The organism is Xanthomonas sp. F14 (assembly GCF_014199865.1).
The window spans coordinates 215,953-241,820 of the sequence record NZ_JACHOM010000005.1; the positions used below are offsets into that span (position 1 = coordinate 215,953).

At 65.6% G+C, this 25,868-nt stretch carries 26 protein-coding genes and 1 other RNA gene; 21 read left to right on the plus strand and 6 right to left on the minus strand.

The genetic code is table 11. The features are described 5' to 3' along the window. Positions 1–54: 54 nt before the first annotated feature. The 3 genes from GGR73_RS17635 (at position 55) to GGR73_RS17645 (ending at position 1,579) form a co-directional block, all read left to right on the plus strand. Complete coding sequence (locus GGR73_RS17635) at positions 55–858, plus strand: MetQ/NlpA family ABC transporter substrate-binding protein (RefSeq protein WP_054592382.1); 804 nt, start codon at positions 55–57, stop codon at positions 856–858. Positions 859–920: 62 nt separating this feature from the next. Continuing rightward, a non-coding RNA gene (locus tag GGR73_RS17640) (sX9 sRNA) lies at positions 921–996 on the plus strand. A gap of 25 nt (positions 997–1,021) precedes the next feature. After that, entirely contained in the window at positions 1,022–1,579 is a 558-nt protein-coding gene (locus tag GGR73_RS17645; protein ID WP_024940264.1) for a DUF1453 family protein, read from the plus strand. An 84-nt stretch (positions 1,580–1,663) separates the two neighbouring features. Here the strand turns inward: GGR73_RS17645 and GGR73_RS17650 are convergent, their stop codons facing one another. After that, the gene (locus GGR73_RS17650) at positions 1,664–2,335 is read right to left on the minus strand and encodes an OmpW/AlkL family protein (protein ID WP_016901022.1); all 672 of its coding nucleotides are present in this window, start codon (positions 2,333–2,335) and stop codon (positions 1,664–1,666) included. Between the two features lie 175 nt (positions 2,336–2,510). On the opposite strand from GGR73_RS17650, the gene GGR73_RS17655 reads away from it, so the two are divergent. The 5 genes from GGR73_RS17655 to lpdA all read left to right on the plus strand — a co-directional run bounded on the left by GGR73_RS17655 (position 2,511) and on the right by lpdA (position 8,425). Continuing rightward, positions 2,511–3,038, plus strand: coding sequence for a DNA-deoxyinosine glycosylase (locus GGR73_RS17655; RefSeq protein ID WP_425511588.1), 528 nt, complete (start codon positions 2,511–2,513; stop codon positions 3,036–3,038). A gap of 234 nt (positions 3,039–3,272) precedes the next feature. Beyond that, positions 3,273–4,031 (plus strand): DUF2884 family protein, encoded by a 759-nt coding sequence (locus GGR73_RS17660; RefSeq protein WP_184458140.1) that lies wholly within the window; start codon positions 3,273–3,275, stop codon positions 4,029–4,031. Positions 4,032–4,159: 128 nt separating this feature from the next. Continuing rightward, on the plus strand, positions 4,160–5,932 hold the full coding sequence (locus GGR73_RS17665; protein ID WP_126966608.1) for a dihydrolipoyllysine-residue acetyltransferase: 1,773 nt from the start codon (positions 4,160–4,162) through the stop codon (positions 5,930–5,932). Next, positions 5,929–6,576, plus strand: coding sequence for a hypothetical protein (locus tag GGR73_RS17670; RefSeq protein ID WP_054592378.1), 648 nt, complete (start codon positions 5,929–5,931; stop codon positions 6,574–6,576). The genes GGR73_RS17665 and GGR73_RS17670 overlap by 4 nt, the downstream gene beginning before the upstream one ends. A gap of 16 nt (positions 6,577–6,592) precedes the next feature. Further along, the gene (lpdA, locus tag GGR73_RS17675; protein ID WP_039518769.1) at positions 6,593–8,425 is read left to right on the plus strand and encodes a dihydrolipoyl dehydrogenase; all 1,833 of its coding nucleotides are present in this window, start codon (positions 6,593–6,595) and stop codon (positions 8,423–8,425) included. Between the two features lie 356 nt (positions 8,426–8,781). Here the strand turns inward: lpdA and GGR73_RS20390 are convergent, their stop codons facing one another. After that, positions 8,782–9,057, minus strand: a complete 276-nt coding sequence (locus GGR73_RS20390) for a hypothetical protein (protein ID WP_456362999.1) — start codon at positions 9,055–9,057, stop codon at positions 8,782–8,784. Between the two features lie 71 nt (positions 9,058–9,128). On the opposite strand from GGR73_RS20390, the gene GGR73_RS17680 reads away from it, so the two are divergent. Then, complete coding sequence (locus GGR73_RS17680) at positions 9,129–10,076, plus strand: Xaa-Pro dipeptidase (protein ID WP_456363000.1); 948 nt, start codon at positions 9,129–9,131, stop codon at positions 10,074–10,076. Between the two features lie 208 nt (positions 10,077–10,284). Here the strand turns inward: GGR73_RS17680 and GGR73_RS17685 are convergent, their stop codons facing one another. Next, positions 10,285–11,097 carry a hypothetical protein gene (locus GGR73_RS17685; RefSeq protein WP_026064024.1) on the minus strand — a complete coding sequence of 271 codons (813 nt, stop codon included), beginning with the start codon at positions 11,095–11,097 and terminating at the stop codon, positions 10,285–10,287. Between the two features lie 528 nt (positions 11,098–11,625). Between GGR73_RS17685 and GGR73_RS17690 the strand changes: the two genes are divergently transcribed. The 10 genes from GGR73_RS17690 to GGR73_RS17735 all read left to right on the plus strand — a co-directional run bounded on the left by GGR73_RS17690 (position 11,626) and on the right by GGR73_RS17735 (position 19,872). Next, positions 11,626–11,991, plus strand: coding sequence for a hypothetical protein (locus GGR73_RS17690; protein WP_016901016.1), 366 nt, complete (start codon positions 11,626–11,628; stop codon positions 11,989–11,991). A gap of 25 nt (positions 11,992–12,016) precedes the next feature. Continuing rightward, complete coding sequence (gene atpB, locus GGR73_RS17695; RefSeq protein WP_016901015.1) at positions 12,017–12,817, plus strand: F0F1 ATP synthase subunit A; 801 nt, start codon at positions 12,017–12,019, stop codon at positions 12,815–12,817. Positions 12,818–12,890: 73 nt separating this feature from the next. Continuing rightward, positions 12,891–13,193 (plus strand): F0F1 ATP synthase subunit C, encoded by a 303-nt coding sequence (gene atpE / locus GGR73_RS17700; RefSeq protein WP_002814105.1) that lies wholly within the window; start codon positions 12,891–12,893, stop codon positions 13,191–13,193. Positions 13,194–13,306: 113 nt separating this feature from the next. Next, positions 13,307–13,777 (plus strand): F0F1 ATP synthase subunit B, encoded by a 471-nt coding sequence (locus tag GGR73_RS17705; RefSeq protein WP_016901014.1) that lies wholly within the window; start codon positions 13,307–13,309, stop codon positions 13,775–13,777. A gap of 3 nt (positions 13,778–13,780) precedes the next feature. Further along, positions 13,781–14,308: a F0F1 ATP synthase subunit delta gene (locus tag GGR73_RS17710; RefSeq protein ID WP_016901013.1), complete on the plus strand. Its 528-nt coding sequence runs from the start codon at positions 13,781–13,783 to the stop codon at positions 14,306–14,308. Between the two features lie 47 nt (positions 14,309–14,355). Continuing rightward, positions 14,356–15,903: a F0F1 ATP synthase subunit alpha gene (gene atpA, locus GGR73_RS17715; protein WP_039525261.1), complete on the plus strand. Its 1,548-nt coding sequence runs from the start codon at positions 14,356–14,358 to the stop codon at positions 15,901–15,903. Between the two features lie 186 nt (positions 15,904–16,089). Beyond that, a complete protein-coding gene (atpG, locus tag GGR73_RS17720) occupies positions 16,090–16,953 on the plus strand; it encodes a F0F1 ATP synthase subunit gamma (protein ID WP_047129381.1) in 864 nt (287 codons plus the stop codon). A gap of 144 nt (positions 16,954–17,097) precedes the next feature. Beyond that, entirely contained in the window at positions 17,098–18,504 is a 1,407-nt protein-coding gene (gene atpD / locus GGR73_RS17725; protein WP_016901010.1) for a F0F1 ATP synthase subunit beta, read from the plus strand. 142 nt (positions 18,505–18,646) lie between these two features. Continuing rightward, complete coding sequence (locus tag GGR73_RS17730) at positions 18,647–19,069, plus strand: F0F1 ATP synthase subunit epsilon (RefSeq protein ID WP_024938404.1); 423 nt, start codon at positions 18,647–18,649, stop codon at positions 19,067–19,069. Between the two features lie 233 nt (positions 19,070–19,302). Then, positions 19,303–19,872, plus strand: a complete 570-nt coding sequence (locus tag GGR73_RS17735; protein ID WP_184458142.1) for a chorismate mutase — start codon at positions 19,303–19,305, stop codon at positions 19,870–19,872. Positions 19,873–19,914: 42 nt separating this feature from the next. Here the strand turns inward: GGR73_RS17735 and GGR73_RS17740 are convergent, their stop codons facing one another. Next, positions 19,915–20,298 (minus strand): GtrA family protein, encoded by a 384-nt coding sequence (locus tag GGR73_RS17740; protein WP_016901007.1) that lies wholly within the window; start codon positions 20,296–20,298, stop codon positions 19,915–19,917. Between the two features lie 145 nt (positions 20,299–20,443). Here GGR73_RS17740 and glmU point away from each other — a divergent pair, with 145 nt between their 5' ends. Together glmU and GGR73_RS17750 are read left to right on the plus strand one after the other, a co-directional pair. Beyond that, positions 20,444–21,808, plus strand: coding sequence for a bifunctional UDP-N-acetylglucosamine diphosphorylase/glucosamine-1-phosphate N-acetyltransferase GlmU (gene glmU / locus GGR73_RS17745; protein ID WP_184433383.1), 1,365 nt, complete (start codon positions 20,444–20,446; stop codon positions 21,806–21,808). Positions 21,809–21,914: 106 nt separating this feature from the next. After that, on the plus strand, positions 21,915–22,889 hold the full coding sequence (locus GGR73_RS17750; RefSeq protein WP_046344463.1) for a right-handed parallel beta-helix repeat-containing protein: 975 nt from the start codon (positions 21,915–21,917) through the stop codon (positions 22,887–22,889). Here GGR73_RS17750 and GGR73_RS17755 read toward each other — a convergent pair. Next, the gene (locus tag GGR73_RS17755) at positions 22,886–24,238 is read right to left on the minus strand and encodes a sensor histidine kinase (RefSeq protein WP_184458145.1); all 1,353 of its coding nucleotides are present in this window, start codon (positions 24,236–24,238) and stop codon (positions 22,886–22,888) included. The two genes, GGR73_RS17750 and GGR73_RS17755, sit on opposite strands and share 4 nt — an antisense overlap. Before the next feature lie 8 nt (positions 24,239–24,246). Beyond that, positions 24,247–25,590 carry a sigma-54-dependent transcriptional regulator gene (locus GGR73_RS17760; protein ID WP_053054038.1) on the minus strand — a complete coding sequence of 448 codons (1,344 nt, stop codon included), beginning with the start codon at positions 25,588–25,590 and terminating at the stop codon, positions 24,247–24,249. Positions 25,591–25,868: the final 278 nt, after the last annotated feature.

Here is a 25,868-nt window from a genome sequence, read left to right on the forward strand (position 1 = left end):
TGCTAGGTTTAGCGCTTGCGGCAGTGCCGCATTCCTCCTCCCACGGACCCCCACATGAACACATTCGCGTTTCGTTCCCTCCTGGCTGCGGCCACGCTGGCCCTGGCTTCCTGTGGCGGTAGCGGTGGCAGCAGCGGCGGCGACACACTGACGGTGGCCGCCACCGCGGTGCCGCATGCCGAGATCCTGGAGGTGGTCGAACCGCTGCTGGCCAAGCAGGGCGTCAAGCTGGACGTGCGCGTGTTCAACGACTACGTGCAGCCCAACGACCAGGTCGTGCAGAAGCAGATCGACGTTAACTACTTCCAGACCGAGCCGTACCTGGATGCCTACAACCGCGACCGCAAGAGCCAGCTGGTGACGGTGGTCGGCGTGCATATCGAGCCGTTCGGCGCGTATTCGCGCCGGTTCAAGACGCTGGCCGAGCTGCCTACCGGCGCAGATGTGGTGATTCCCAACGACCCGAGCAACAACAGCCGCGCGCTGATCCTGCTCGACAAGGCGGGCGTGATCAAACTCAAGGACCCGAGCAATGCCCTGTCCAGCCAGCGCGACATCGTCGAGAACCCCAAGCAGCTGAAGTTCCGCGAGCTCGACTCGGCGATGCTGCCGCGCGTGCTCGACCAGGTCGACCTGGCGCTGATCAACACCAACTACGCGCTCGACGCCGGCCTCAATCCGACCCGCGACGCGCTGGCGATCGAGAGCAAGGACTCGCCGTACGTGAACTTCCTGGTCTCGCGCCCGGACAACAAGGACGACCCGCGCGTGCAGAAGCTGGCCAAGGCCTTGACCAGCCCGGAAGTGAAGGCGTTTATCGAGCAGAAGTACAAAGGCGCGGTATTGCCGGCGTTCTAAGAGCGGCGGTCCAACCGACCGCGCTCACCGCCAGGCGGGTGCGGCCGGTGCTCCGCATCGGCATGCACCCCGCGAACACGCCGGTTGCTGCGCGCCGTCCATGTTCACGTGGCGTCCGCGCGTTACGGGTTGCCAACCACTCTTCACCGCCACCGAGCATGTGATGCCACTTCTTCTCGCCATACCGCTGGCCGTGATCATCGCCCTGGCGGTGTTCGCGGTGCTGTTGCCGTTGTCGCTGGTGCAGCGCTTTCGTGTCGGCACCGCGCGGCGGCAGGCACGCGGCTGGCTGTTGATGATCAATCTGGTCTCGGCCGGCCTCTCCACGGTGTTGTTCGTGATCTTCGTGTTGATCGCCGCCGCGTTCTGGCCCGGCGCGATCAGCCATGCCGCCTTCGGCTGGGCCTGCGGGCTGGCGCTGGGGCTGCTGGCATTGCGTCTGACCCGCTTCGAGCGCACCCAGCAGGGGCTGTTCTACCGGCCCAACCTGTGGCTGGTGCTGGCCCTGACCGCGCTGGTGGTGGTACGTGTGATCGCCGGCATGGTGCAGGGGTGGCGCAGCACCTGGCAGGGTGCTGCCTGGCCCACGGAAGGGTGGCTCAGTCACGCCAGCCTGTTGGGCGCGGCCGGCGTACTGCTCGGCTATGCGCTCGCCTATGCCACCTTGTTGTGGTGGCGCTGGCGCAGCGCGCGCCTGCGCGGCAGCGTCTACTGGCGCTGAGCGGGCGGCGCCACGATTTCAAAGCATAAAAAACGGGCCTTGCGGCCCGTTCTTGTTCAACTGAAACGTTGCTTGCCCGCGTGCTTAGAAGCGCGCGCCGACGCCGAAGCCGACGGTCCACGGATCCAGTTCCAGCTCGCTGCCGGTGCCCTGGCCGCCCACGCGCAGTTCCGGACGCGAACGCATGTAGCGGGCGTCGGCACGTGCGAACCAGGTGGAGTTGATGTTCATGTCCACGCCGACGGTGCCGATGACACCCTTGGCGGTGTCCAGGCCCACGTGCTGGCCGGTGGCCGACGCCGCGTCGATCTTCTCGTTGCTGAAGTTCGACTCGTAGTAGCCCACGCCCACGAACGGACGGAACACGTTATCGGCCTGGCCGAAGTGGTACTGGCCGCTGATGGCGATCGGCTGCTGCTCTACGGTACCGATCTTGCCCACGCCATCGGCGTTGACACGGTGGTTGAACTTGTCAGCGGCGCCCCACAGCTCAACGGCCCAGTTGTCGTTGATGTAGTAGCTGGCGCTCAGCGTCGGTGCCGGGCCGCCATCGACGTCCAGGCCGGGAGCCGGATCGTTCTTCGGCTTGATCAGAGCAACACCGCCGACCACTGCCCAATGCTTTCCGGAAGCGCTATCGGCGCTGGTGGAAGCCGAGGAGGTGTCGCCGGTGTAGGTGGTGTCTTGTGCAAATGCCGACGGCGCAAACGCAAGTGCGGATACGGCAGCCAGGCTCAGGATGGAAATGGCACGCATTGGGGGTCTCCTCAGTGTTCTTGTTAGGCCCGTGGAGTGGGCCGCGCCAAAGCTATTCCTGAAAATCTGAATCCACGCCCACCCGTGGCTCGCTAAAATTTCGTTTGTTCAGCAAGTTTCCGGAGAAGGCCGTGGCTGCAACAGGCAAGCTGAAAAAGACATTCACGCAGATGCGATCGCCGTGACGAAAACCGACCTGTTGCAGGGCCTTCCAGCGCACATTCCTAACGATTGCCGTGTCCTGGTGCTCGGCTCGATGCCGGGCAACGCCTCGTTGCACGCGGCGATGTACTACGCCCATCCGCGCAACCGTTTCTGGCCGCTGATGCAGGAACTGCTGGGCATCGATGCCGGGTTGGCGTATCCGGCGCGCCTGCAGGCACTGGCCGATTGCAAGGTCGGCCTGTGGGATGTGATCGGCCAATGCGAGCGGCGCGGCAGCCTGGACACTGCCATCGTCGCCAGCAGCATCGTGGTCAACCCGCTGGCGGCGCGGCTGGCGACGCTGCCGCAGCTGCGCGCGGTCGCCTGCAACGGGGCGGCCGCCGCGCAGGCATGGCGCCGCCATGTGCAGCCGCTGCTGCCGGTTGCCCTGCATACGGTGCCGGTATGGGCCTTGCCGTCCACCAGCCCGGCCAATGCGGCATGGTCGCTGCCACGGCTGTGCGCGGCCTGGCAGCCGCTGCGCGACGCACTGGATTAGCGACGTCGGATCGCCGCGCAACCAATCCATGAGCGAAGACATCAGCGAGCGGATGGCGCCGTGCGAGCCATGTGCCTGCGTCGTGGCGGGTTGGCCGACACCTGTCACCACCGCAACGCCGGCCATGTTGGTCAGCGCGTAGCCACCGGCCGGAAGTCATGCCAGCGTCCGGCACGGGCAAGTGCCGCTCCCGTGCACGCATGCTGCAGCCAACACATCAACGGAAGCGACCAGATGGCGATCAAGCACGCACTACAGATGGCAGCGGGCCTGCTGCTGGGCCTGCTGGTCGCCGTACCGGCTGCCAGCGCCGACGATCTGCACTGCAACGTCAGCAGCGACTACGACCTCACGCTCAACCCGCGCAGCCTGATCCTGATCCGCGCGTCGGGCACGCCGCAGCGGCTGGTGATGCGCCAGGGCGCGTTATTCGTCGACGACCGCTGGGTCGCGGTGAGCGCGGACGATCGCACGCGTTTGATCAACTTCGAGCGGCAGACCCGCGACGTGGTGCCGCTGGCGCAGGAGGTCGGGCGTGAAGCGGCCGACATCGCCGTCACTGCGCTGGGCGAGGTGGCGGCCGGCTTCAGCCGCAGCCCCGAGGCCACACGCGTGCAGCTGGCGGCCGTGCGCGAAAAGATCGACACCCGCCTGAAGCAGAGTTTCGGCAAGAGCCAGCTCACCTCGATCGATATCGATGACGACATCGGCGCGATGGTGGCCGAGCTGCTGCCGCAGCTGATCGGCGATGTCGTCGCCGGTGCGGTGCAGTCGGCACTGACCGGAAACGATCTGCAGCTGCGGTCGCTGGAAGGGGTGGAAACGCGCATCGAGCGCCTGATCGAACCGCAGGCGCGTGCGTTGCGGCCACGCGCGCAGCAACTGTGTACGCGGGTCGAGGCGCTCGACGGCTTGGACAATGCGCTGGCGTATCGTTTGCCCTCGGGCGAGCCACTGCAACTGTTGCGGGTCGATCGGCGCGCATCGAAATGATCCGGCGCATGCGCCGGCGAACGCTGCATCCCGTCCGGTGCGCGACTTTTTCCACGGCAATGGTTGGCGCTGCGGCCCGCAGCCGGCCACAATAGGGGTTTCCCCATTCTGTTGCCGGAGTTCCCCGTATGGCCGAAATCAAGGAAGCACTTGTCCCCGATATCGGTGACTACAGCGATGTCCCGGTAATCGAGGTGCTGGTGTCGGTCGGCGATACGGTCAGCAAGGACCAGAGCCTGGTCACGCTGGAATCGGACAAGGCCACGATGGAAGTGCCCTCGTCGGTGGCCGGCGTGGTCAAGGAGATCAAGGTCAAGGTCGGCGATTCGCTGTCGCAGGGCGCGCTGGTCGCGCTGATCGAAGTGGCCGACGCTGGCGCCGAAACCGCCGCCGCCCCGGCCGCCGCTCCTGCCGGCCCCGCCAAGGCTGCGCCCGCTGCCGCGCCGGCGCCTGCCGCCAAGGCCGAGCCGGCTGCGCCTGCCGCGTCCTCGGACGGCGGCCTGGTCGAGGCCCGCGTGCCCGATATCGGCGATTACACCGACATCCCGGTGATCGAGGTGCTGGTCGCCGTTGGCGATACCGTCGCCAAGGACCAGAGCCTGGTCACGCTGGAATCGGACAAGGCCACGATGGAAGTGCCGTCCTCGGCCGCCGGTGTGGTCAAGGAACTCAAGGTCAAGGTCGGCGACACGCTCTCGCAGGGCAATGTGGTGGCGATCATCGCTGCCAGCGATGGCGGCGCCGGAGCGGCGCAGTCCCCGGCCAAGCCCAGCACCGACACCGCCGAAACCGCCGGCAAGGTCGAGCCGGTCGCCGTGTCTGCGGTGCCGGACAAGCTGGCCCAGCGCGAGATCGCGCAGGTGCAGGGCGCCCGGTCCAGCGAGGCCGCGCAGCCTGCGCAGGGCGGTCAGCCGTCGGCCGGGCAGCCGTCCAGCCCGCCGGTGACCTTCGACGCCGACAGCGTGCTGCCGTCCAAGGTGGCCTACGCCAGCCCAGTGGTGCGCGTGTTCGCACGCGAGCTCGGCGTGGATCTGAACCAGCTCAAGGGCAGCGAAAAGGGCGGCCGCATCACCCGTGAGGACGTGCAGCGCTTCGTCAAGGCCGCACTCAGCGGCGGCGCGCCTGCCGCAGCCGGGGCCGCACCGGCCGGTGGTGGCAACGGTCTGAACCTGCTGGCCTGGCCGAAGGTGGACTTCAGCAAGTTCGGCGAGACCGAGACCCAGCCGCTGTCGCGCATCAAGAAGATTTCCGGTGCCAACCTGGCACGCAACTGGGCGATGATTCCGCACGTCACCCAGTTCGAATCGGCCGACATCACCGACCTGGAAGCCCTGCGCGTGGCGTTGAACAAGGAAAACGAGAAGGCTGGCATCAAGCTGACCATGCTCGCCTTCCTGGTCAAGGCCAGCGCCGCGGCGTTGAAGAAGTTCCCCGAATTCAACGCCTCGCTGGATGCGGCCGGCGAGAACCTCACGCTGAAGAAGTACATCAACATCGGCTTCGCCGCCGACACGCCGAACGGCCTGGTCGTGCCGGTGATCCGCGACGTCGACAAGAAGGGCGTGCTGCAGATCGCACAGGAAAGCGGCGAGCTGGCCAAGAAGGCGCGCGACGGCAAGCTCGGCCCGGCCGACATGAGCGGCGGCTGCTTCTCGATCAGCTCGCTGGGCGGCATCGGTGGTACGGCATTCACGCCGATCATCAATGCGCCGGAGGTGGCGATCCTGGGCGTGTCCAAGTCGGCGATGCAGCCGGTGTGGAACGGCAAGGAGTTCGCCCCCAAGCTGATGCTGCCGCTGTCGTTGAGCTACGACCACCGCGTCATCGACGGCGCGCTGGCCGCACGCTTCACCACCTACCTCAGCCAGGTGCTGGCCGACATGCGCCGCGTCCTGCTGTGAGAGCAGCGTTGCTGACCTTCGCCCTGCTGGGCGTGCTGCCGTGGACATCCGCGGCGGCACGCGAGTGCGAGAGCACGCTCGGGCGCGGCTGGCCGCCGGCGGTGGGCAACTACGGCACCGCGGTGACCACGTTGCTCGACGCCGGCACCCGGCCGAGCCTGTCGTTGCTGACGCTGCCTACCCGTGGCGTGGAAAGCGGCGTATCGCTGGTGCCGGGCAAGGACGGTGCCGACTGGACCCTGCGGCACAGCCGCGCCGACGAGCGCGTCTACAGCTGGGTCAGCCAGAGCGATCGCGGCAGCGTGCAGTTCCGCACCGCGCAGACCCCGGAAACGGTCGAGATCCCGATTCCGGCGGCGTTGGCAAGGCGCCTGGTCAGCAACTGGACCGGCGCACTGACGCAACTGGCGCCGAGCGGTCGCAGCGCCCCGGTGAGCGAGGGCGAGGTGCTGTCGTTCCAGGTCGATGGCGTGCGTTACAGCGGCACCCGCCCGAGCTGCGGCGCCGGCGAGTTGCTGCTGCAGCAGGCCGCGTTGCTGATCGAAGCCAGCGAAGGCAAGGAAAAGAAGCGCGACAAGCGCTGGACCCAAATCGAATCGTCGCTGGATGAACTCCAGCAGACGCTTGCCGGCACGGCCGGTTGAGCCACAGGAGAAGCAAATGGCGGTCATTGAAATCAAGGTTCCCGACATCGGCGATTACAGCGATGTCCCCGTCATCGAAGTGCTGGTCGCCGTCGGCGACAGCGTGGTCAAGGATCAGGGCCTGGTGACGCTGGAGTCGGATAAGGCCACGCTGGAAGTGCCGTCCTCGGCCGCCGGTGTGGTCAAGGAGCTCAAGGTCAAGGTGGGTGACAGCCTGTCCGAAGGTGCGCTGGTGCTGCTGCTGGAAGCCGAAGGCGAGGCCGCCGCACCGGCTGCGCCCGCCAAGGCTGACAGCAAGCCCGCACCGGCGGCTGCGGCGCCTGCCGCCGCGCCCGGCAGCAAGCCGCCGGTAACGCCGTCGCATCGCGCGCCGGCCGAACCGGCGCCGTCCAAGCCGGCGCTGGCCAGCGGCAAGCCGGCCGATATCGAATGCAAGATGGTGGTGCTCGGCGCCGGCCCTGGCGGCTACACCGCCGCATTCCGCGCCGCCGACCTGGGCCTGGATACGGTGCTGATCGAGCGCTACGCCAGCCTGGGCGGGGTCTGCCTCAATGTCGGCTGCATCCCGTCCAAGGCGCTGCTGCATGCCGCCGCGGTGATCGACGAAGTGGCGCACGCCGGCGATTTCGGCGTGGACTTCGGCCAGCCCAGGATCACCCTGGACAAGCTGCGCGAGTACAAGGAAAAGGTGGTCGGCAAGCTCACCGGCGGCCTGGCCAGCATGGCCAAGCAGCGCAAGGTGCGCACCGTCACCGGCGTGGCATCGTTCGTGTCGCCCAACGAGCTGGAGATCGTCGGCGACGACGGCAAGACCCAGCTGCTGCGCTTCGAGCACTGCATCATCGCCGCCGGTTCGCAGGCGGTGAAGCTGCCGAACTTCCCGTGGGACGACAAGCGCGTGATGGACTCCACCGACGCGCTGGAACTGCACGACATTCCCAAGACCCTGCTGGTGGTTGGCGGCGGCATCATCGGCCTGGAAATGGCCACGGTGTACAGCGCGCTCGGCAGCAAGGTCACCGTGGTCGAGTTCATGGACCAGCTGATGCCGGGCGCCGACAAGGACCTGGTCAAGCCGCTGGCCGATCGCCTGAAGAAGCAGGGCGTGGAAGTCCATCTCAAGACCAAGGCCACCGACGTCAAGGCCGACGCCAGCGGCATCACGGTGTCGTTCGAAGCGGCCACCGAGGGCGAGAAGCCGGGTCTGCAGGCCACCGCCTACGACCGCGTGCTGGTGGCGGTTGGCCGCACGCCCAACGGCAAGAAGATCGGTGCCGACAAGGCCGGCGTCACCATCACCGAGCGCGGCTTCATTCCGGTCGATCGGCAGATGCGCACCAACGTGCCGCACATCTTCGCCATCGGCGACATCGTCGGTAACCCGATGCTGGCGCACAAGGCCACCCACGAGGGCAAGCTGGCCGCCGAAGTGGCTGCCGGCGAGAAGAAGGAATGGGTGGCGCGGGTGATTCCGTCGGTCGCCTACACCAACCCGGAAATCGCCTGGGTCGGCGTGACCGAGACCGAGGCCAAGGCCAAGGGCCTGAAGGTCGGCGTGGCCAAGTTCCCGTGGGCCGCCAGTGGCCGCGCGATCGGCATCGGCCGCACCGAAGGCTTCACCAAGCTGATCTTCGACGAAGAAACCCATCGCGTGATCGGTGGTGCCATCGTCGGCGTGCATGCCGGTGATCTGCTGGCCGAGATCGGCCTGGCGATCGAGATGGGCGCCGAGGCCGAAGACATCGGCCACACCATCCACGCGCATCCGACCCTGAGCGAATCGGTCGGTATGGCCGCCGAGGTCTACGACGGCACCATCACCGACCTGTACATCCCGAAGAAGAAGTAAGCGCACGTCAGCACTTGCTAGCGACAACGCCCCGCCCCGCGCGGGGCGTTGTCGTTTCGGGCACCACTGTGCGCGAGCGCTGCTGTGAGCGGGCTATGGCAGGCATACGAGCGACTGCCGCGCGTCGTTCGCATCTGTCTGGTGATGACTTGCTTCGGTCGCATAGCCGCTTCAAGACGCTGCACGTAACCGGCAACGCACTGGGCGAAACGCGCTGCTGCATGCAGCGTGCGGTAAAGGGGCTGGTGAGGCCATGCGTGGCAGCACGCTGGTTTGAACGGCAGCGCTGCGCCGCCGCCGCTTGCGCAGCCCCCACCACGCTTGCACCATCGGTGAGCGGACATGCCGTTCGCGACTCAGGGATGACCACGATGTTGAAGATGCGTTTGCCGGTGCTGCTTGCCGCTGCTGGCTGCCTGTGCGCGTCGCTGGGCGCGCACGCACAGACCACCGTCATCACTGCTGCGCGCTTGCTGGATGTGCAGGCCGGTCGCTATCTGGAGCGGCCGCAGATCGAGGTGGTCGCTGGCCGTGTCACCCGCGTCGGCCGGCAAGGCGACCCGCTGCCGGCACAGGCGCAGCGCATCGAGTTGGGCGAGCGCACCTTGCTGCCGGGCTTGATCGACATGCATGTGCATCTCACCGTGGATCCCACGCTGGGGGGGGCTACAAGGGCCTGGAGTACACCGATAACTTCTGGACCGTGGTCGGGGTGGCCAATGCGGCCAGGACGCTGCGCGCAGGCTTTACCACGGTGCGCAATGTCGGCTCGCTCAATTACGACGACGTCGCGCTCAAGCAGGCGATCGAGCACGGCACCGTGCCCGGCCCGCGCATCGTACCGGCCACTTACGGCATCGGCGCGACCGGCGGTCATTGCGATGCCACCGAATTTCCGCCGTCGGTACGCGTCAGCGGCCCCGGCGTTGCCGATGGTCCGGACGCGATCCGCGCCGCGGTGCGCACGCTGCGCAAGTACGGCGCAGAGGTGATCAAGTTCTGCGGCACCGGCGGCGTGCTGTCCAAGACCGACAGCGTCGGCGGGCAGCAGTACAGCCTGGAAGAAATGCGCGCGCTGGTCGACGAAGCGCATCGGCTGGGATTGAAGGTCGCCGTGCATGCGCACGGCACCTCCGGCATCAACGATGCGATCCGTGCCGGTGCCGACACCATCGAGCACGCCAGCCTGGCCGACGCCGAATCCTTCAAGCTGGCCAAGGCACACGGCACCTGGTTTTCGATGGACATCTACAACGACGACTACATCCTGGCCGAAGGCGAAAAGAACGGCCTGTTCGCCGAGTCGCTGGAAAAGGAACGCCAGATCGGGCGCAAGCAGCGCGAAACCTTTCGCGCCGCGCACGCGGCCGGGGTCAAGTTGGTGTTCGGCAGCGATGGCGGTGTCTATCCCAACGGCGACAACGCACGCCAGTTCGCCAAGATGGTGGAGTGGGGCATGACTCCGCTGGAAGCGATCCGTGCCGCGACGACCGAAGCGGCCGAGGCCCTGGGGCGCACTGCCGATGTCGGTGCGATCGCCCCAGGCCGCTATGCGGATCTGATCGCGGTGAACGGCGACCCGCTGCAGGACGTCAACGTGTTGATGCAGGTGGACAGTGTGATCAAGGGCGGCGAGCGCGTGCTCGATTGAGGCGGCGCGCAGCTGCGTTGAACGACGCATCGCGACCTCGCGTAACCGGCCTGCGCAGCAGCTTATGCAGCCGATCCACCGTGCGCGCCTGCAGTCATGCGCGTGCTGCCGCAGATAGCGCGCGTACGCTCAAGCCGTATTTTTACGGCCAAAACGACAACGCCCCGCACGAGGCGGGGCGTCATCAATCACAAGGCTGCGAAGCAGATCAGAACGCGAACGTCACGCCCGCAACCGGGCCCTTGAACTCCTGCTTCAGGCCGATCAGGCCATCGCTGCCGCGCTGGTCGACGTCGAGCTTGAACCAGTCATAGCCGGCGAAGATGCCGAAGTTCTTGGTGAAGCGGTATTCGGCAATCGCGTTGGCGCGGCTCAGGTCGCCGTCGTAATCGCCAAAGTCGCCCCAGCTGGTGTTGAGGTACTGGCCCTGCACGTTGAACAGCCAATGCTCGCTCGGGCGCGCGGTGAAGCGGATGCCGACCACCGGCGCAACGCCGTCTTCGCTCTCGTCCAGCACATCGCCGCTGAAGACGCTGCCCAGGTCGGCGTACGCGTTGGCTTCGACCTTGGCGTATTCGGCGCCGATCTGCAGGCCCAGGCTGAATTCCGGCGAGTCGATCACCGAGTAGTCATACACCAGGGTGGCAACCTGATACTTCAGCTCGCCCTTGATGAAGCTGCCGGTCGGCACGGTGACGCCACCGCCGCTGATGTCCTGGGTCAGGGTCTCGCGGCGATCCTTGTCGTACTTGAAGTAATCGAAGATCAGGCGCTGGCGGGTGCTGATGCGGAACACGCCGTCGACGCGCGGCTCCCATTCCTTGCCGCCGAGCTTGAAGTCTTCGTTGACCGACACATTGTTGCCTGCCACCAGCGTGTTGCCACGGATGGTGTTGTCGTTGTCGACGTTCATCGCACCCAGACGGAGCTGGAAGCGGTCATCGGTATCTTCGGCGTGCGCCGGCGCGGCGTAGGCGGCAGCCAATACGCACGGGATGGCCAGTGCGAGAAGGTGTTTCATGGGGAGCTCCGAATTCTTGGAATGGTCAGGCGTTTCGGCCTGTGCGGCGCATCTTCGATAAGACGGCGTCTTTCATAAGTGAAGGAGCTGTCGCATTGCCGTGAAGGCCGAGATAGCAATCGGACAAAACGGTCCGCTGCTGCAGGGGTCAGACTTTAGTCGTACGTTGCGCAATCCGGGCGCCAGGCGCGAAGCGCCGCGGCATGGGTCAAGCCGCCATGGCACCGATTGGACCGTCAACGGGAAGGTCGCAGGGTGCGACAAAATGCGTAAAAAGCAGGAGCCCCGATGCTCCGGGGCTCCCATACGCGACCTGCGGCGGGACCTTTCGACGAGGATGTGCAGGCCTCGCGGGTTATGACCGCCGGTTTGTGGCAAAGTTCCCACCCGCCGCGGCAACCCTGTATGGTGCGACGCAGCAACGGATGACCTCTGCCGGTTGTCTCGCAATTTGTCCCATTGCTATACTTTCGCGGCTCGACGAGGCGCATCTGCGCTTCCCACTCATTCACACGTAAGGTAACCGTAGTGCTGAACTCCGTTGACGCGGGTCGGCGGTTGATGCTGCGCGCTGCGGTATATCCGCTTGCCGCTGTAGCTATAACCAGTCTGGGGTTGCTGTTGGTCGGTCCCCGTTACTCTGCCGGTCTGGCATTGACCGGGTTTGCGACGGTGCTGGGCGGTTGGGTGGCAGCACGTACCGCGCTAGGTGGCGGTATCCAGGCAGCCGGCATTGCCATGGTCCGGCTGATCCTGGCGATGGTGTTGAAGTGGGTGTTGGTTTTCGTGGCGCTGGCGCTTGGCTTCGGCCTGTGGCGGCTGCCTCCTCTGGCCTTGCTGGCGGGTATCGCCATCGGGCTGATTTTTCAGGTTCTGGCTCTGGCCAGGCGTTGATTCGAACTTAAAGGGCTCCGGACACATGGCGGGCGAGGCAGCAACACCTACCTCCTATATCCAGCATCACTTGCAGAACCTGATCTATCCGGTTCGCGAGGGTGGCGGCACGTTTTGGACCATCCACGTCGACACCCTGGTCATGGCGGTGCTGATGGGCCTGGTGATGGTCTTCGCGTTCTGGACGGCGACCCGCAATGCCACTGCCGGCGTGCCAGGCAAGTGGCAGGCGTTTGTCGAAATCTGCCTGGAGTTTGTCGACCGCCAGGCCAAGGACACCTATCACGGCAGCAGCAAGCTGGTGACGCCGATCGCGATCACCATCTTCTTCTGGATCCTGTTGATGAACCTCATCAAGATGATCCCGGCCGATTTCATCGCCATCCCGCTTGGCTGGGCCGGCATCCACGCCTGGAAGCCGGTGCCCACCGCTGACGTCAATGCCACCCTGGGCATGTCGATCAGCGTGTTCTTCCTGATGATCGTGTTCTCGCTGCGCTCCAAGGGCGTGGGCGGCATGACCAAGGAATTCCTGACGGCGCCGTTCGGCAAGTGGATGATGCCGTTCAACCTGCTTTTGAACATCGTCGAGTGGCTGAGCAAGCCGATTTCGCTGGCGATGCGACTGTTCGGCAACATGTTCGGCGGCGAGATCGTCTTCCTGCTGATCTGGGTGCTGGGCGGTGCGGGCATCGCCGGCATGGTCGCTGGCGGCGTATTCGGCCTCGGCTGGATGCTGTTCCACCTGTTGGTGATTCCGCTGCAGGCCTTCATTTTCATGATGCTGTCGATCGTGTATCTGAGCCTTGCCGAAGACAGTCACTGAGTTTCGCTGCACCCTTCATACGCTTCATCCCGATTCATCCATCACCCTTAGAAACTTTCGTTCGGAGATCACCATGTACCTCGCCGTCCTGACCAACCTCGCTCAAGTCCAGAGCTCCACCGTCCTCGCCGTCGGCATCATGATCGGCCTGGCCGCGCTGGGTGCCGGCCTCGGTCTGGCCATCATGGCTGGCAAGTTCCTGGAATCGGCTGCGCGCCAGCCGGAGCTGATCCCGGTGCTGCAGGTCCGCATGTTCATCACCGCCGGCCTGATCGACGCCGCGTTCATCATCAGCGTCGCCGTCGGCCTGCTGTTCGCCTTCGCCAACCCGCTGGCCCAGGTGTTCATCGAGCGTCTGTCGCAGGCTGCCGGCTGATCCAGCGGTAGCAGGATGTGGAGGCAACCGCTCGCGGTTGCGTCCGCGGATGAAGGTCGGAAAGCGTCGCCATGCGGTGGCGCTTTCACCCCTAAACAGCGATTGAGCGACCCATGGATATCACCCTTACCATCTTTGCCCAGGCGCTTGCCTTCGCCGGTCTGATCTGGATCGTCGCGACCAAGATCTGGCCGCCGCTGCTGCAGGCGATCGAAGAGCGTCAGCAAAAGATCGCTGAAGGTCTGGCTGCGGCCGATCGCAGTCAGAAGGATCTGGCGCAGGCGCAGGAAAAGGTCAACGAAGCACTGAAGGACGCACGCACCAAGGCCAACGAGATCATCGATCAGGCCCATGCGCGCGCCAACCAGATCATCGAAGCGGCCAAGCACGAGGCAATTGCCGAAGCCAACCGTCAGAAGGATCTGGCGCAGACCGAGATCGACGCGTCCGCCACGCGTGCCCGCGAGGAACTGCGCAAGCAGGTGTCCGTGCTGGCCGTCAGCGGTGCCGAAAAGCTGCTCAAGCGCGAAATCGATGCCAACGCCCACAAGGCGCTGCTCGACGAGCTGGCGGCGGAGATTTAATCGATGAGTCAGGCCCTCACACTTGCCCGTCCGTACGGCCGCGCCGCGTTTGCGATCGCGCGTGAGGGCGGCAACTTCGCGCCCTGGTCCGATGCGCTGGCGTTTTCGGCGCAGGTGGCCGGCGACCCGCGCGTGGCCGCGCTGCTGCTCAACCCGGCCCTGGGCCAGGATCAGGCAGTGACGTTGCTGGCGCCGCCGCAGGCGAGCGAAGACTATCTGCGTTTCCTCGGCCTGCTGGCCGACGCGCAGCGGCTGTCGCTGTTGCCGGAAGTGGCAGGACTGTACGAACAACTGCGGGCCGAAGCCGAACACGTCGTCAAGGCGACGGTGACCTCGGCGGCTGCAATGAGCCAGGCGGAACTGGACACGATCGCTGCTGCGCTGAAGAAGCGTTTCGGCCGCGAGGTGGACATCACCACCGCGGTGGATGCTTCGTTGATCGGCGGCGCGGTGATCGACACCGGCGACGTGGTCATCGACGGCTCGCTGAAGGGCAAGCTTGCGCGTCTGCAAAGCTCGCTCGCCCACTGAATTCACATAAACGCATGGCCCTCGCGGCCGGCACCTAGGACTGAACGATGGCAACCACGCTCAACCCCTCCGAAATCAGCGACCTGATCAAGACCCGCATCGAGGCGGTCAAGCTGTCCGCAGAGTCGCGCAACGAAGGCTCCGTGACCAGCGTGTCCGACGGCATCGTGCGCATCTTCGGCCTGGCCGACGTGATGCAGGGCGAAATGATCGAACTGCCGAACAACACCTTCGCGCTCGCACTGAACCTGGAGCGCGATTCGGTCGGCGCCGTGGTGCTGGGCGATTACGAGAACCTGCGCGAAGGCGACGTGGCCAAGACCACCGGCCGCATCCTGGAAGTGCCGGTCGGTCCGGAACTGCTCGGTCGCGTGGTCAACGCGCTGGGCGAGCCGATCGACGGCAAGGGCCCGCTGGGCGCCACCCAGACCGCACCGGTGGAGCGCGTTGCGCCCGGCGTGATCTGGCGCAAGTCGGTCGACCAGCCGGTGCAGACCGGCTACAAGTCGGTCGATGCGATGATCCCGATCGGCCGCGGCCAGCGCGAGCTGGTCATCGGTGACCGCCAGACCGGCAAGACCGCGCTGGCGATCGATGCGGTGATCAACCAGAAGGGCACCGGCATCAAGTGCGTGTACGTGGCGATCGGCCAGAAGGCCTCGACCGTTGCCAACATCGTGCGCAAGCTCGAAGAGAACGGCGCGCTGGCGCACACCGTGGTGGTGGCTGCGACCGCGTCCGAATCGGCCGCGATGCAGTACATCAGCCCGTATGCCGGCTGCACCATGGGCGAGTACTTCATGGACCGCGGCGAAGACGCGCTGATCGTGTACGACGATCTGTCCAAGCAGGCCGTGGCCTACCGCCAGATCTCGCTGCTGCTCAAGCGCCCGCCGGGCCGCGAAGCCTATCCGGGCGACGTGTTCTATCTGCACTCCCGCCTGCTCGAGCGCGCTGCGCGCGTGTCCGAGGAATACGTGGAGAAGTTCACCAACGGTGCGGTGACCGGCAAGACCGGTTCGCTGACCGCGCTGCCGATCATCGAAACGCAGGCCGGCGACGTGTCCGCGTTCGTGCCGACCAACGTGATCTCGATCACCGACGGCCAGATCTTCCTGGAAACCGACCTGTTCAACGCCGGCATCCGCCCGGCCGTGAACGCCGGTATCTCGGTGTCGCGCGTCGGTGGTGCGGCCCAGACCAAGATCATCAAGAAGCTGTCCGGCGGCATCCGTATCTCGCTGGCGCAGTACCGTGAGCTGGCCGCGTTCGCGCAGTTCGCCTCGGACCTGGACGAAGCCACCCGCAAGCAGCTCGAGCGCGGTCAGCGCGTCACCGAGCTGATGAAGCAGAAGCAGTACGCGCCGATGTCCATCGCCAACCAGGCGCTGTCGATCTATGCCGTCAACGAGGGCTACCTCGACGAAGTGCCGGTCAACAAGCTGCTGGCGTTCGAAGAAGGCCTGCACGCGCACTTCGCCAACACCCAGGGTGAGCTGGTCTCCAAGATCAACAGCACCGGCGGCTGGGACAACGACATCGAAGCTGCCTTCAAGAAAGGCATCGAAGAGTTCAAGACCACGGGCAGCTGGTAACAGCGCCGGGAGTCGGGATTGGGCATTCGGGATTCGTAGGAGCGGTGATCTGAGGGCTTGAACGCCCAGGATCACCAGTTCGGATCTCCAGATTCAGGTACTCGGGGTTTGTGGGTGAGGTGACGTCGGCGGCTTTGGCCAATCCCGAATCACCCATCTCGAATCCCACCATCGAAGCGAGCGAGTATGGCAGGCGGACGCGAAATCAAAACCAAGATCAAGAGCGTGCAGAACACCCGCAAGGTGACGCGCGCGCTCGAAATGGTCTCGGCCTCCAAGATCCGCAAGGCGCAGGACCGTATGAAGACCTCGCGTCCGTACGCGCAGGCGATGAAGCAGGTGATCGGGCATCTGGCACAGGCCAGCACCGATTACCAGCATCCGTTCCTGGTCGAGCGCGAGCAGGTCAAGCGGGTCGGTTACATCGTGATCTCTTCCGACCGCGGCCTGGCCGGCGGCCTGAACAACAACCTGTTCCGCAGGATGCTGGGCGAAGTGCGCCCGTGGCAGGACAAGGGTGCCGAGATCGACGTGGTGACCATCGGCCAGAAGGCTTCGGCGTTCTTCCGTCGCATCAAGGTCAACATGGTCGGCAGCGTCACCCATCTGGGCGACAGTCCGCAGATCGAGCAGTTGATCGGTGTGATCAAGGTGATGCTGGATGCCTTCGTCGAGGGCAGGGTGGACCGCGTGTATCTGGTCTACAACCGCTTCGTGAACACGATGACGCAGAAGGCCAGCTTCGATCAGCTGCTGCCGCTGCCGGCCGCAGAGCACAAGGTGGCGCACCACGATTGGGATTACCTGTACGAACCCGATGCTGCGACCGTGCTGGAGCACGTGATGACGCGTTACATCGAGTCGCTGGTGTACCAGGCCGTGCTGGAAAACGTGGCCTCCGAACATGCTGCGCGCATGGTGGCGATGAAGGCCGCCAGCGACAACGCCAACAAGATGATCGGCACCTTGCAACTGGTCTACAACAAGGCGCGTCAGGCGGCGATCACCCAGGAAATTTCGGAAATCGTCAGCGGCGCGGCCGCGGTATAAGCACGGCCGGGATTGGGGATTCGGGATTGGTAGGAGCGCAGCGAACTGTGCCTTTGCGAATCCCCAATCACGAATCCCAAATCACAAAATTCCACGAGATGGCATTTGCCACTCGGACAGAACAAAGCTAACCGGAGCAGCAAAATGAGTCAGGGCAAGATCGTTCAGATCATCGGCGCGGTCGTCGACGTCGAATTCCAGCGCAATGAAGTGCCGAAGGTCTATCACGCGTTGAAGGTCGAAGGCACCGAAATCACCCTGGAAGTGCAGCAGCAGCTCGGCGATGGCGTGGTGCGCACGATTGCGCTCGGCTCCACCGACGGCCTGAAGCGCAACCTGCTGGCCACCAACACCGAGCGCGCGATTTCGGTGCCGGTCGGTGCCGGGACGCTGGGCCGCATCATGGACGTGTTGGGTCGTCCGATCGACGAGGCCGGCGACGTGCAGGCTTCGGACCATTGGGAAATCCATCGCGCTGCGCCGTCGTATGAAGACCAGTCCTCCAGCACCGAGCTGCTGGAAACCGGCATCAAGGTCATCGACCTGATGTGCCCGTTCGCCAAGGGCGGCAAGGTTGGCCTGTTCGGCGGCGCCGGCGTCGGCAAGACCGTCAACATGATGGAACTGATCAACAACATCGCCAAGGCGCACTCGGGTCTGTCCGTGTTTGCCGGCGTGGGCGAGCGTACCCGTGAGGGCAACGACTTCTACCACGAGATGAAAGACTCCAACGTGCTGGACAAGGTCGCGATGGTGTACGGCCAGATGAACGAGCCGCCGGGCAACCGTCTGCGCGTTGCGCTGACCGGCCTGACCATGGCCGAGTACTTCCGCGACGAAAAGGACGAGAACGGCAAGGGCAAGGACGTGCTGCTGTTCGTGGACAACATCTACCGCTACACGCTGGCCGGTACCGAAGTGTCCGCGCTGCTCGGCCGCATGCCGTCGGCAGTGGGCTACCAGCCGACCCTGGCCGAGGAAATGGGCGTGTTGCAGGAGCGCATCACCTCGACCAAGAGTGGTTCGATCACCTCGATCCAGGCCGTGTACGTGCCTGCGGACGACCTGACCGATCCGTCGCCGGCGACCACCTTCGCCCACCTGGACTCCACCGTCACGCTGAGCCGTAACATCGCTTCGCTGGGTATCTACCCGGCGGTGGATCCGCTGGATTCCACCAGCCGCCAGATGGACCCGCTGGTGATCGGCACCGAGCATTACGACACCGCCCAGCGCGTCCAGCAGACCTTGCAGAAGTACAAGGAACTGAAGGACATCATCGCGATCCTGGGCATGGACGAGCTGAGCGAAGAAGACAAGCAGTCGGTGTCGCGCGCACGCAAGATCGAGCGCTTCTTCAGCCAGCCCTTCCACGTGGCCGAAGTGTTCACCGGCTCGCCGGGCAAGTACGTCTCGCTGAAGGACACCATCCGCGGCTTCAAGGCGATCTGCGACGGCGAGTACGACCACCTGCCGGAGCAGGCGTTCTACATGGTCGGCAGCATCGAAGAAGCCGTCGAGAAAGCCAACAAGATGAGCGCCAAGGCGTAAGAGCCGGGATTTGGCATTCGGGATTCGGGATTTGGTACGGCGGTAATTGGGACGGTGGATGAGGATGGGAACGACGGTGAACGCCGCTGTTGCCAATCCCCAATCCCCAATCCCCAATCCCCGCCTCACAACGCGAGGCACCATGAGCACTATCCGTTGCGACATCGTCAGCGCCGAGAAGGAAATCTTCCACGGTGAGGCGACGCTGGTCGTGGCCACCGGCGAGTTGGGTGAGCTGGGCATCGCGCCCAAGCACGCACCGCTGATCACGCGCCTGAAGCCGGGCAAGGTGGTAGTCACCACCGCCAGCGGCGAACAGCTGGACTTCGCCATTTCCGGTGGCATCCTGGAAGTGCAGCCGCAGGTGGTGACCGTGCTGGTCGATACCGCGGTGCGCGCGCAGGACATCGACGAAGCTGCCGTGCGCAAGGTCAAGGAAGAGGCCGAGCGTTTGCTGGCCAACCGTGGCGACACGGTGGATGTGGCCGATGCGCAGCGTCGGCTGGCCGAGGCGACCGTGCAGCTGCAGGCACTGGAACGCCTGCGTCGCAACCTCAAGCACTAAGCACGCGGGCGTGCGCGCATTTGCTAGCGCACGCAAACGTGATACCCGATGCAGCGCCGCACGCCGGTGTGGACTGGAAACGCCGACCTCAGGGTCGGCGTTTTCGTTTCTGGAGCTGCGCGTGCGTGGCGCCGCCTCCATGCCTGGGCACAGCAGGCACACTGCCTGCCTTGTGCTGTGCCGCCGGTTGCAGGCGGCGCGGCCTCTCACTCACGCACGTCGAGGAACACCCGATGACCCGCACGATCGATGGCTTTCGTAGTTATGCGCTGAGCGGCCTGTTGGCCGTGGCGATGCTGGGGTGCGCGCTGCCGGCCCGCAGCCAGCCGCCGCTGGATCCGCTGCTGGATCGCATCGTGCAACGCAATGCCATCGGCGATGCGGTGGCGCTGAGCAAGTGGGACAGCGGCAAGCCGGTGCTGGACCAGACCCGCGAGGCGGCGGTGCTGCAGAGCGTACGCGAGCAGGCGCCTGCGCATGGGCTGGAGGCCGACGATGCGGCGCGCTTCTTCGCTGCGCAGATCGAGGCCAACAAGGCGGTGCAATACGCGTTGTTGCACCACTGGCGCGAACGCGGACGCGCGCCGGACACGGTGCGTCCGGACCTGGCGAGCCTGCGCACGCGTCTGGATCAACTGCAAGGTCAATTGCTCGACGCACTGGCCGAGGTCGCGCCGGCACGTGCAGCGCCGCAATGCGCGACCAACACCGCGCGTGCCGCCGCCCATTACGCCGCGCAATGGCAGCTGGACGCGCTGCATCGTGCGGCGCTGGTACGCAGCCTTGGCGATTTCTGCCACTGATACGCGCCGGGTCCGACGCTGCCCGGGCTCAGGGACGCGCGCTCAGCGATACACCACGTGCCGGCCCAGGAAAAACGACACGATCGCCAGGCCGCCTTCCACCAGCGGTTTGGCCAGCCAGGCCTGGCGCAGGCCAACCAGATCCACCGTTGCCGACAACAGCCAGGTGCTGATGAGTGTCAGCGCCAGCCACATCAGCGCAAAGCGGCGAAAACGCGGCCAGCCCAGACGTGCGCCACCTTCCTGGGCAAAGGTGTAGCGGCCGTTGAGCCAGAAGCCCAGCACCGCGCCGCTGATCCGCCCGAGCAGATTGGCAGGCACGGCGGGCATGCCGGCTGCGGTGGCGGCGATGAAGATGCCGCAATCCACCGCCAGCTGCAGGGCACCAATGATCATGAATTGGCTGCCTTGGCGGAACAGACTCATGCAGGCCGTGTCATCGTGGAAGGGCGCTCATGCTAACGGCAGCGGCGCTTGAAAAGTGTCAGCGTCGCGCATGCTGCAGGCAGGACACGACGCACTGCCGGGACAGCGACTAGAATTTGGTTCTCCCATGTTCTGGAACGCTTCGATGACTCTGCCCCTGCACGTCGTGATCCTGGCCGCGGGCGAGGGCAAGCGCATGCGCTCGTCCCTGCCCAAGGTGCTGCAGCCGCTGGCGGGCCAGCCGATGCTGGCACATGTGATCGCCACGGCGCGGCAGCTGCAGCCGGCAGCGATCCATGTGGTGCACGGGCACGGCGGCGAGCAGGTGCAGGCGGCGTTTGCCGCGCAGAGCGATCTGCACTGGGCCGAGCAACGGCAGCAACTGGGCACCGGGCATGCAGTGCAGCAGGCGATGGATGCGATTCCGGATGCGGCCACGGTGCTGGTGCTGTACGGCGATGTGCCGCTGATCCAGTCCCAGGACCTGCTGCAGCTGCTGCACGCACCCGGGCGCATGGCGGTGCTGGTGGCCGATGTGCCCAATCCCACCGGTTATGGCCGCATCCTGCGCGATGCCGAGGGCAAGGTCGCCGCGATCGTCGAGCAGAAGGATGCCAACGACGAGCAGCGCCGCATCCGCACCATCAACACCGGCATCCTCACCGCCGAGTCCACGGCGCTGCGCCGCTGGCTGGCCGGCCTGTCCAACGAGAATGCGCAGGGCGAGTTCTACCTCACCGACGTGTTTGCCAGCGCCGCCGCCGATTTCACCCCGGCCGACATGGTGCATGTGGCCGACGTGCAGGATGTGGAAGGCGCCAACGACCCCTGGCAACTGGCGCAGCTGGAACGCGCCTGGCAGCTGCGTGCCGCCCGTGCGCTCTGCCTGCAGGGCGTGCGCATGGCCGACCCGGCGCGCGTGGAGCAGCGCGGCACGGTGACTGTGGGCAGCGACGTGCAGCTGGATATCGACGTGATCCTGGAAGGCGATGTGACGCTGGGCGATGGCGTGGTGGTCGGTCCGTTCGTGCGCCTGCGCGATGTGACGCTCGGCGCCGGTACGCAGGTACGCGCACATTGCGATCTGGAAGGCGTGGTGACGGAAGGGGCGGTGCAGATCGGTCCGTTCGCGCGGCTGCGTCCTGGCACCGTGCTGGCCGATGGCGTGCATATCGGCAACTTTGTCGAGACCAAGAAGGTCACGATGGGCGTGGGCAGCAAGGCCAACCATCTGACCTACCTGGGCGATGCGGTGATCGGCAGCAAGGTCAACATCGGTGCCGGCACCATCACCTGCAACTACGATGGAGTGAACAAGTCGCAGACCAGCATCGGCGATGGCGCCTTTGTCGGTTCCAACAGCGCACTGGTGGCACCGATCGAGATCGGCGCCATGGCCACCATTGGCGCAGGCTCGGTGATCACCCGCGATGCGCCTGCCGGGCAGCTCAGCGTCACGCGTGCGCGTCAGACCGTGGTCGAAGGCTGGCAACGCCCGACCAAGAAGTAGCCTGCCTGCAGGCCTGCGGCCTGGCTGCATGTCGCTGCAGCGCGCACAGCTGCTGTAAAGCGATGCCATGCATAGGCTATGCCCGTCACGATGGCTCAGGAGGTGCATGGTGCGAACGCCGCGTTGCGTGTTGCTGGTGACATGGCTGCTGCTATTGGCGGCAATGCTGCCAGTTGCGGCCCATGCGCAGACCTACCGGCTGTATCTGGCGCCGGACGGCAACGATGCGGCGGCAGGCACCAGCGCAACGACCGCGTTGCGGAGTCTGGCGGCCGCCCAGCAGCGGCTGTTGGAGCAGCGGCCCAGCGGTGCGGTGGACGTGGTGATCGCTGCAGGCACGTATCTGCGGCAGTCGGTGCAATGGACGTTCACCAACGGGGCGCCCATTCGCTTTATCGCCGCGTCCGACGCTGCCGCGCCACCGTGGTTCGACGGGCGCGGTGGCGCGACCTGGTTCACGCTGAAGGGCGGCGGCGATGCAGCCACCCGGCTGACCTTCACCGGGTTGAAGGTCAGCAATTACTGGATGGCGATGGACCTGGGCAGCAGCAAGCGCAGCGCGGACGGCAACAGCGGCAACATCATCCGCAACATGACCTTCGAGCGGATCGGTGGTGTCCATGGCAGCAGCAGTGAGGCCGCCTATTCGTTCGCGGCGATCCGCCTGCAGAACTCGCGCGACAACCGCATCGAACGCAATCGCTTCGTGTCGATCGAAAACGACACCCGGACCTCGGGTTTCGTGCACGCGGTCTACCTGGCGCGCCACTCGTCCGGCAACCGCATCGAAGGCAATACCTTCACCGACGTCAACGGCGATGCCGTGCGTACCCGCGATGCCTCCGACAACACCTACGTGGCGTCCAACCGTTTCGTCCGGGCCGGCAAGTACGCGGCGTTTTCGGACTGGATCAAGCCCGATGGCGAATGTCCGTCGCAAGGCGGGCAGTTTGTCGACAACACCGTGGGAGCCGGCTATTACGGCGCGATCGCCGCCACCCGCACCAGCGGTGCCGACGATGCCTGTGGTGCGTTGAAACAACCGCGGATCCAAGAGCGCGGAACGATGCGCGGCAACTAGCCGGCTGCCGCAGCCGGCAGCAGCAAAGTGACGCACAACCCGCCGTGTTCGCGGTTATGCAGCGAGATGCGCCCGCCGTGTGCTTCGGCGATCTCGCGGGTGAGCGCAAGCCCGAGCCCGGTGCCATTGCGCTTGGTCGAGTAGAACGGCATCAGCGCGTTATGCAGCACGGCCTCGTTCATGCCGTTGCCGCGATCCAGCACTTCGATCCGCAGCCATTGCGGCACACGCGTGACGCGCACGGCGACATCGCTGTTGGGCGGCTGTGCTTCGCTGCAGGCTTCGTGCGCGTTCTTGAGCAGGTTGAGCAGCGCCTGCTCGATCTGCGCGGCATCGATGCGGCTGGAGACGTCGCTCAGTGCGCCCTGCAGCTGAAACGGAATCTGCTGCCGCAAACGCTCCAGGAACGGTGCCCATTCGATGGTCTGCAACTGTGGCTGCGGCAACTTGGCAAAGCGGGCGTAGCCGCGGATGAAGCCTTCCAGATGACGTGCGCGTTCTTCGATGGTCTCGAACACCGTGCCGAGCCGGTCGGTGCGTTCGCGGCGCAGCAACTCGGCACCGGAATGCGCCAGCGAGGCGATCGGTGCGAGCGAATTGTTCAATTCATGGCTGATCACGCGGATGACCTTCTTCCAGGTCTGCACTTCCTGGCGCCGCAGTTCGGTGGTCAGGGTGCGGATCAGCAGCAGCTCGTGACCGCGTCCGTTGAGATGGAAACTGCGGTGTGACAGGTGATAGATCTGCTCGTCGTCTTCGTCATCGCCGTCCTCGCGGACCGCAAACAGGCAATCGCCGCCGCGGGCCAGCGCATCGCGCAGTTCGCCGGGCATGCGCGCCAGTACGTCGTCCAGGTGCTGGCCTTCGAGCTTGCGGCCATCGTGCAGCAGCTTGCGTGCGGCGTTGTTGGAAAAGCCGATGCGGCGCACGCCATCGCCACCGGCCACCACCAGCAGCATCGCCACCGGGGTGTTCTGCAGCATGGTGTCGAGCATCAGTTCGCGCTGCACCAGGTTGCGCCGTTGCGCGCGCAGCACCTCGCCCAGTTCCGCGTGCGCCTGCACCAGCTGCGCAAGCTCGTCGTTGCCGCGCCAGTACACGCCGAAGTTGTATTCGCCATCGCGGTAGCTGCTGGTGGTGCCGGCCAGGGCACGGAACAGCGAGCGCATTGGCGCAGTGGCGCGGCTGAGGCTGAACCACATCGCCGACAGCAGCACGACCACCGACACCGCGGCCACTTGCCAGCCACGGTCCATCCAGTACGCCATGAACCAGGGCAGCGCGGCGGCCAGCGCCAGCACCGGCAACAGCCGCAGGAACAGAGAGAACGTGAAGGAACGTTGCCACATGTCGGGAATCACTCCGAAGTGATGCCGTAGCGGTCCATGCGCCGGTACAGCGCCTGCCGGCTCAGCCCCAGCTCGGCAGCGGCCTGGGCGATGACGCCCTGCGCGCGCGCCAGTGCCTGCTCGATACGGGCGCGATCCGGCTCGCCGGTTGCCGGCGCGGCCGGGCGCGACGCGGCTGCGCGCGGCAGGTTCAGATCGCCGGCCTCGATGCGCACGCCTTGCGCAAGCAGCGACGCGCGTTGCAGCACATTGCGCAGCTCGCGCACGTTGCCTGGCCAGGCGTGCCGCTGCAAGGCATCACGCGCCTGCGTGGACAAGGGTTTTTCGCCGGCCAGGAAGTGCTCGGCCAACGGCCCGATATCGCCGGGGCGTTCGGCCAGGGCGGGCAGCGCGATTTCCACCGTGTTGAGGCGGTAGTACAGGTCTTCGCGGAAGCTGCCATCGCGAATCATGGCCTGCAGGTCGGCATTGGTGGCGCTGATCACGCGCACCTTGGCGTGGCGTTCGCGGTTGGAGCCCAGGCGCTCGTAGCGGCCGGTTTCCAGCACGCGCAGCAACTTCATCTGCCCGGCCAGCGGCAGGTTGCCGATTTCGTCCAGAAACAGCGTGCCGCCATCGGCGGCTTCGAACTTGCCTTCGCGCGCCTTGTTGGCGCCGGTATACGCGCCGGCTTCGGCGCCGAACAGTTCGGCTTCGATCAGTTCGCCCGGCAATGCGCCGCAATTGAGCGCAATGAAGGGGCCGTGTTTGGCGGGAGAGTTGGCCTGGATGATCTCGGCGATCTTCTCCTTGCCGCTGCCGTTGGGGCCGGTGATCAGCACCGGCAGATCCGAGCGTGCGACCTGGCAGGCGAGCGCGATCGCGCGTTCGCTGGCGGGGTCGGCGAACACCGCGCCACGCAGGTCGTAACGTTGGGTCAGCTGCTCGCGACCGCGCCGCTCGCGCTCGCGCCGACGTTCCAGCTCGCGGCGCGCTTCGGACAGCTCCAGCAGGTTGTTGACCGTGGTCAGCAGCTTGGTGTCGTCCCAGGGCTTGGCGATGTAGTCGGCCGCACCGGCCTTGACCAGGCCCACCGCGCTGCCCAGGTGGGTCCAGGCGGTGAGCAGGATCACCGGCAAGTCCGGGTGGCGCTGACGGATCTGGGTGAACAAGGCTTCGCCTTCCTCGCCGGAGGTGGTGTCGGCGGTGAAGTTCATGTCCTGGATCACCAGATCGAATCCCTGCTCGTCCAGCAGCGCCAAGCCGGCCTGCGGCGAGTGCGCATGCCGCGCCTCGATATCGTGCAGCGAGAACAGCACCTCCAGCGCAGTGGCCACAGCGGTGTTGTCGTCGATGATCAGGATCTGCGGCATCGCGGTGCTCGGTGAAAGGCGCGGGAGGGAAGGGCTATCAGAACAGGATTCGGCGCGTGGCGGAACTGTGCGAGCAATAGGGAGGGCGTGCGGCTGACAGGCCTTTGCCAGACGGAGCTGATTCCGGCAATGCAGTGATGGTCTGATCGGTGCGACGAGGTTGGCAGCGGGCGTGCGTCGATGCCGAGCTCAAGCGAAGGTCCCGGCGTAACGCTGGATATCAGCACGGGGCAGGCGCCTGCGACACAGGCGCCTTGGTAGACAGGCGGTGGTGACGG

What these genes read in the sequence shown, in the direction of transcription:
- GGR73_RS17635 (WP_054592382.1), top strand. Translation starts at nt 55, where the DNA reads ATGAACACATTCGCGTTTCGTTCCCTCCTGGCTGCGGCCACGCTGGCC.
- GGR73_RS17645 (WP_024940264.1), top strand. Translation starts at nt 1,022, where the DNA reads ATGCCACTTCTTCTCGCCATACCGCTGGCCGTGATCATCGCCCTGGCG.
- GGR73_RS17650 (WP_016901022.1), bottom strand. Translation starts at nt 2,335, where the DNA reads ATGCGTGCCATTTCCATCCTGAGCCTGGCTGCCGTATCCGCACTTGCG.
- GGR73_RS17660 (WP_184458140.1), top strand. Translation starts at nt 3,273, where the DNA reads ATGGCGATCAAGCACGCACTACAGATGGCAGCGGGCCTGCTGCTGGGC.
- GGR73_RS17665 (WP_126966608.1), top strand. Translation starts at nt 4,160, where the DNA reads ATGGCCGAAATCAAGGAAGCACTTGTCCCCGATATCGGTGACTACAGC.
- lpdA (WP_039518769.1), top strand. Translation starts at nt 6,593, where the DNA reads ATGGCGGTCATTGAAATCAAGGTTCCCGACATCGGCGATTACAGCGAT.
- GGR73_RS20390 (WP_456362999.1), bottom strand. Translation starts at nt 9,057, where the DNA reads ATGCATGTCGATCAAGCCCGGCAGCAAGGTGCGCTCGCCCAACTCGAT.
- GGR73_RS17685 (WP_026064024.1), bottom strand. Translation starts at nt 11,097, where the DNA reads ATGAAACACCTTCTCGCACTGGCCATCCCGTGCGTATTGGCTGCCGCC.
- atpB (WP_016901015.1), top strand. Translation starts at nt 12,017, where the DNA reads ATGGCGGGCGAGGCAGCAACACCTACCTCCTATATCCAGCATCACTTG.
- atpE (WP_002814105.1), top strand. Translation starts at nt 12,891, where the DNA reads ATGTACCTCGCCGTCCTGACCAACCTCGCTCAAGTCCAGAGCTCCACC.
- GGR73_RS17705 (WP_016901014.1), top strand. Translation starts at nt 13,307, where the DNA reads ATGGATATCACCCTTACCATCTTTGCCCAGGCGCTTGCCTTCGCCGGT.
- GGR73_RS17710 (WP_016901013.1), top strand. Translation starts at nt 13,781, where the DNA reads ATGAGTCAGGCCCTCACACTTGCCCGTCCGTACGGCCGCGCCGCGTTT.
- atpA (WP_039525261.1), top strand. Translation starts at nt 14,356, where the DNA reads ATGGCAACCACGCTCAACCCCTCCGAAATCAGCGACCTGATCAAGACC.
- atpG (WP_047129381.1), top strand. Translation starts at nt 16,090, where the DNA reads ATGGCAGGCGGACGCGAAATCAAAACCAAGATCAAGAGCGTGCAGAAC.
- atpD (WP_016901010.1), top strand. Translation starts at nt 17,098, where the DNA reads ATGAGTCAGGGCAAGATCGTTCAGATCATCGGCGCGGTCGTCGACGTC.
- GGR73_RS17730 (WP_024938404.1), top strand. Translation starts at nt 18,647, where the DNA reads ATGAGCACTATCCGTTGCGACATCGTCAGCGCCGAGAAGGAAATCTTC.
- GGR73_RS17735 (WP_184458142.1), top strand. Translation starts at nt 19,303, where the DNA reads ATGACCCGCACGATCGATGGCTTTCGTAGTTATGCGCTGAGCGGCCTG.
- GGR73_RS17740 (WP_016901007.1), bottom strand. Translation starts at nt 20,298, where the DNA reads ATGAGTCTGTTCCGCCAAGGCAGCCAATTCATGATCATTGGTGCCCTG.
- glmU (WP_184433383.1), top strand. Translation starts at nt 20,444, where the DNA reads ATGACTCTGCCCCTGCACGTCGTGATCCTGGCCGCGGGCGAGGGCAAG.
- GGR73_RS17750 (WP_046344463.1), top strand. Translation starts at nt 21,915, where the DNA reads ATGGTGCGAACGCCGCGTTGCGTGTTGCTGGTGACATGGCTGCTGCTA.
- GGR73_RS17755 (WP_184458145.1), bottom strand. Translation starts at nt 24,238, where the DNA reads ATGTGGCAACGTTCCTTCACGTTCTCTCTGTTCCTGCGGCTGTTGCCG.
- GGR73_RS17760 (WP_053054038.1), bottom strand. Translation starts at nt 25,590, where the DNA reads ATGCCGCAGATCCTGATCATCGACGACAACACCGCTGTGGCCACTGCG.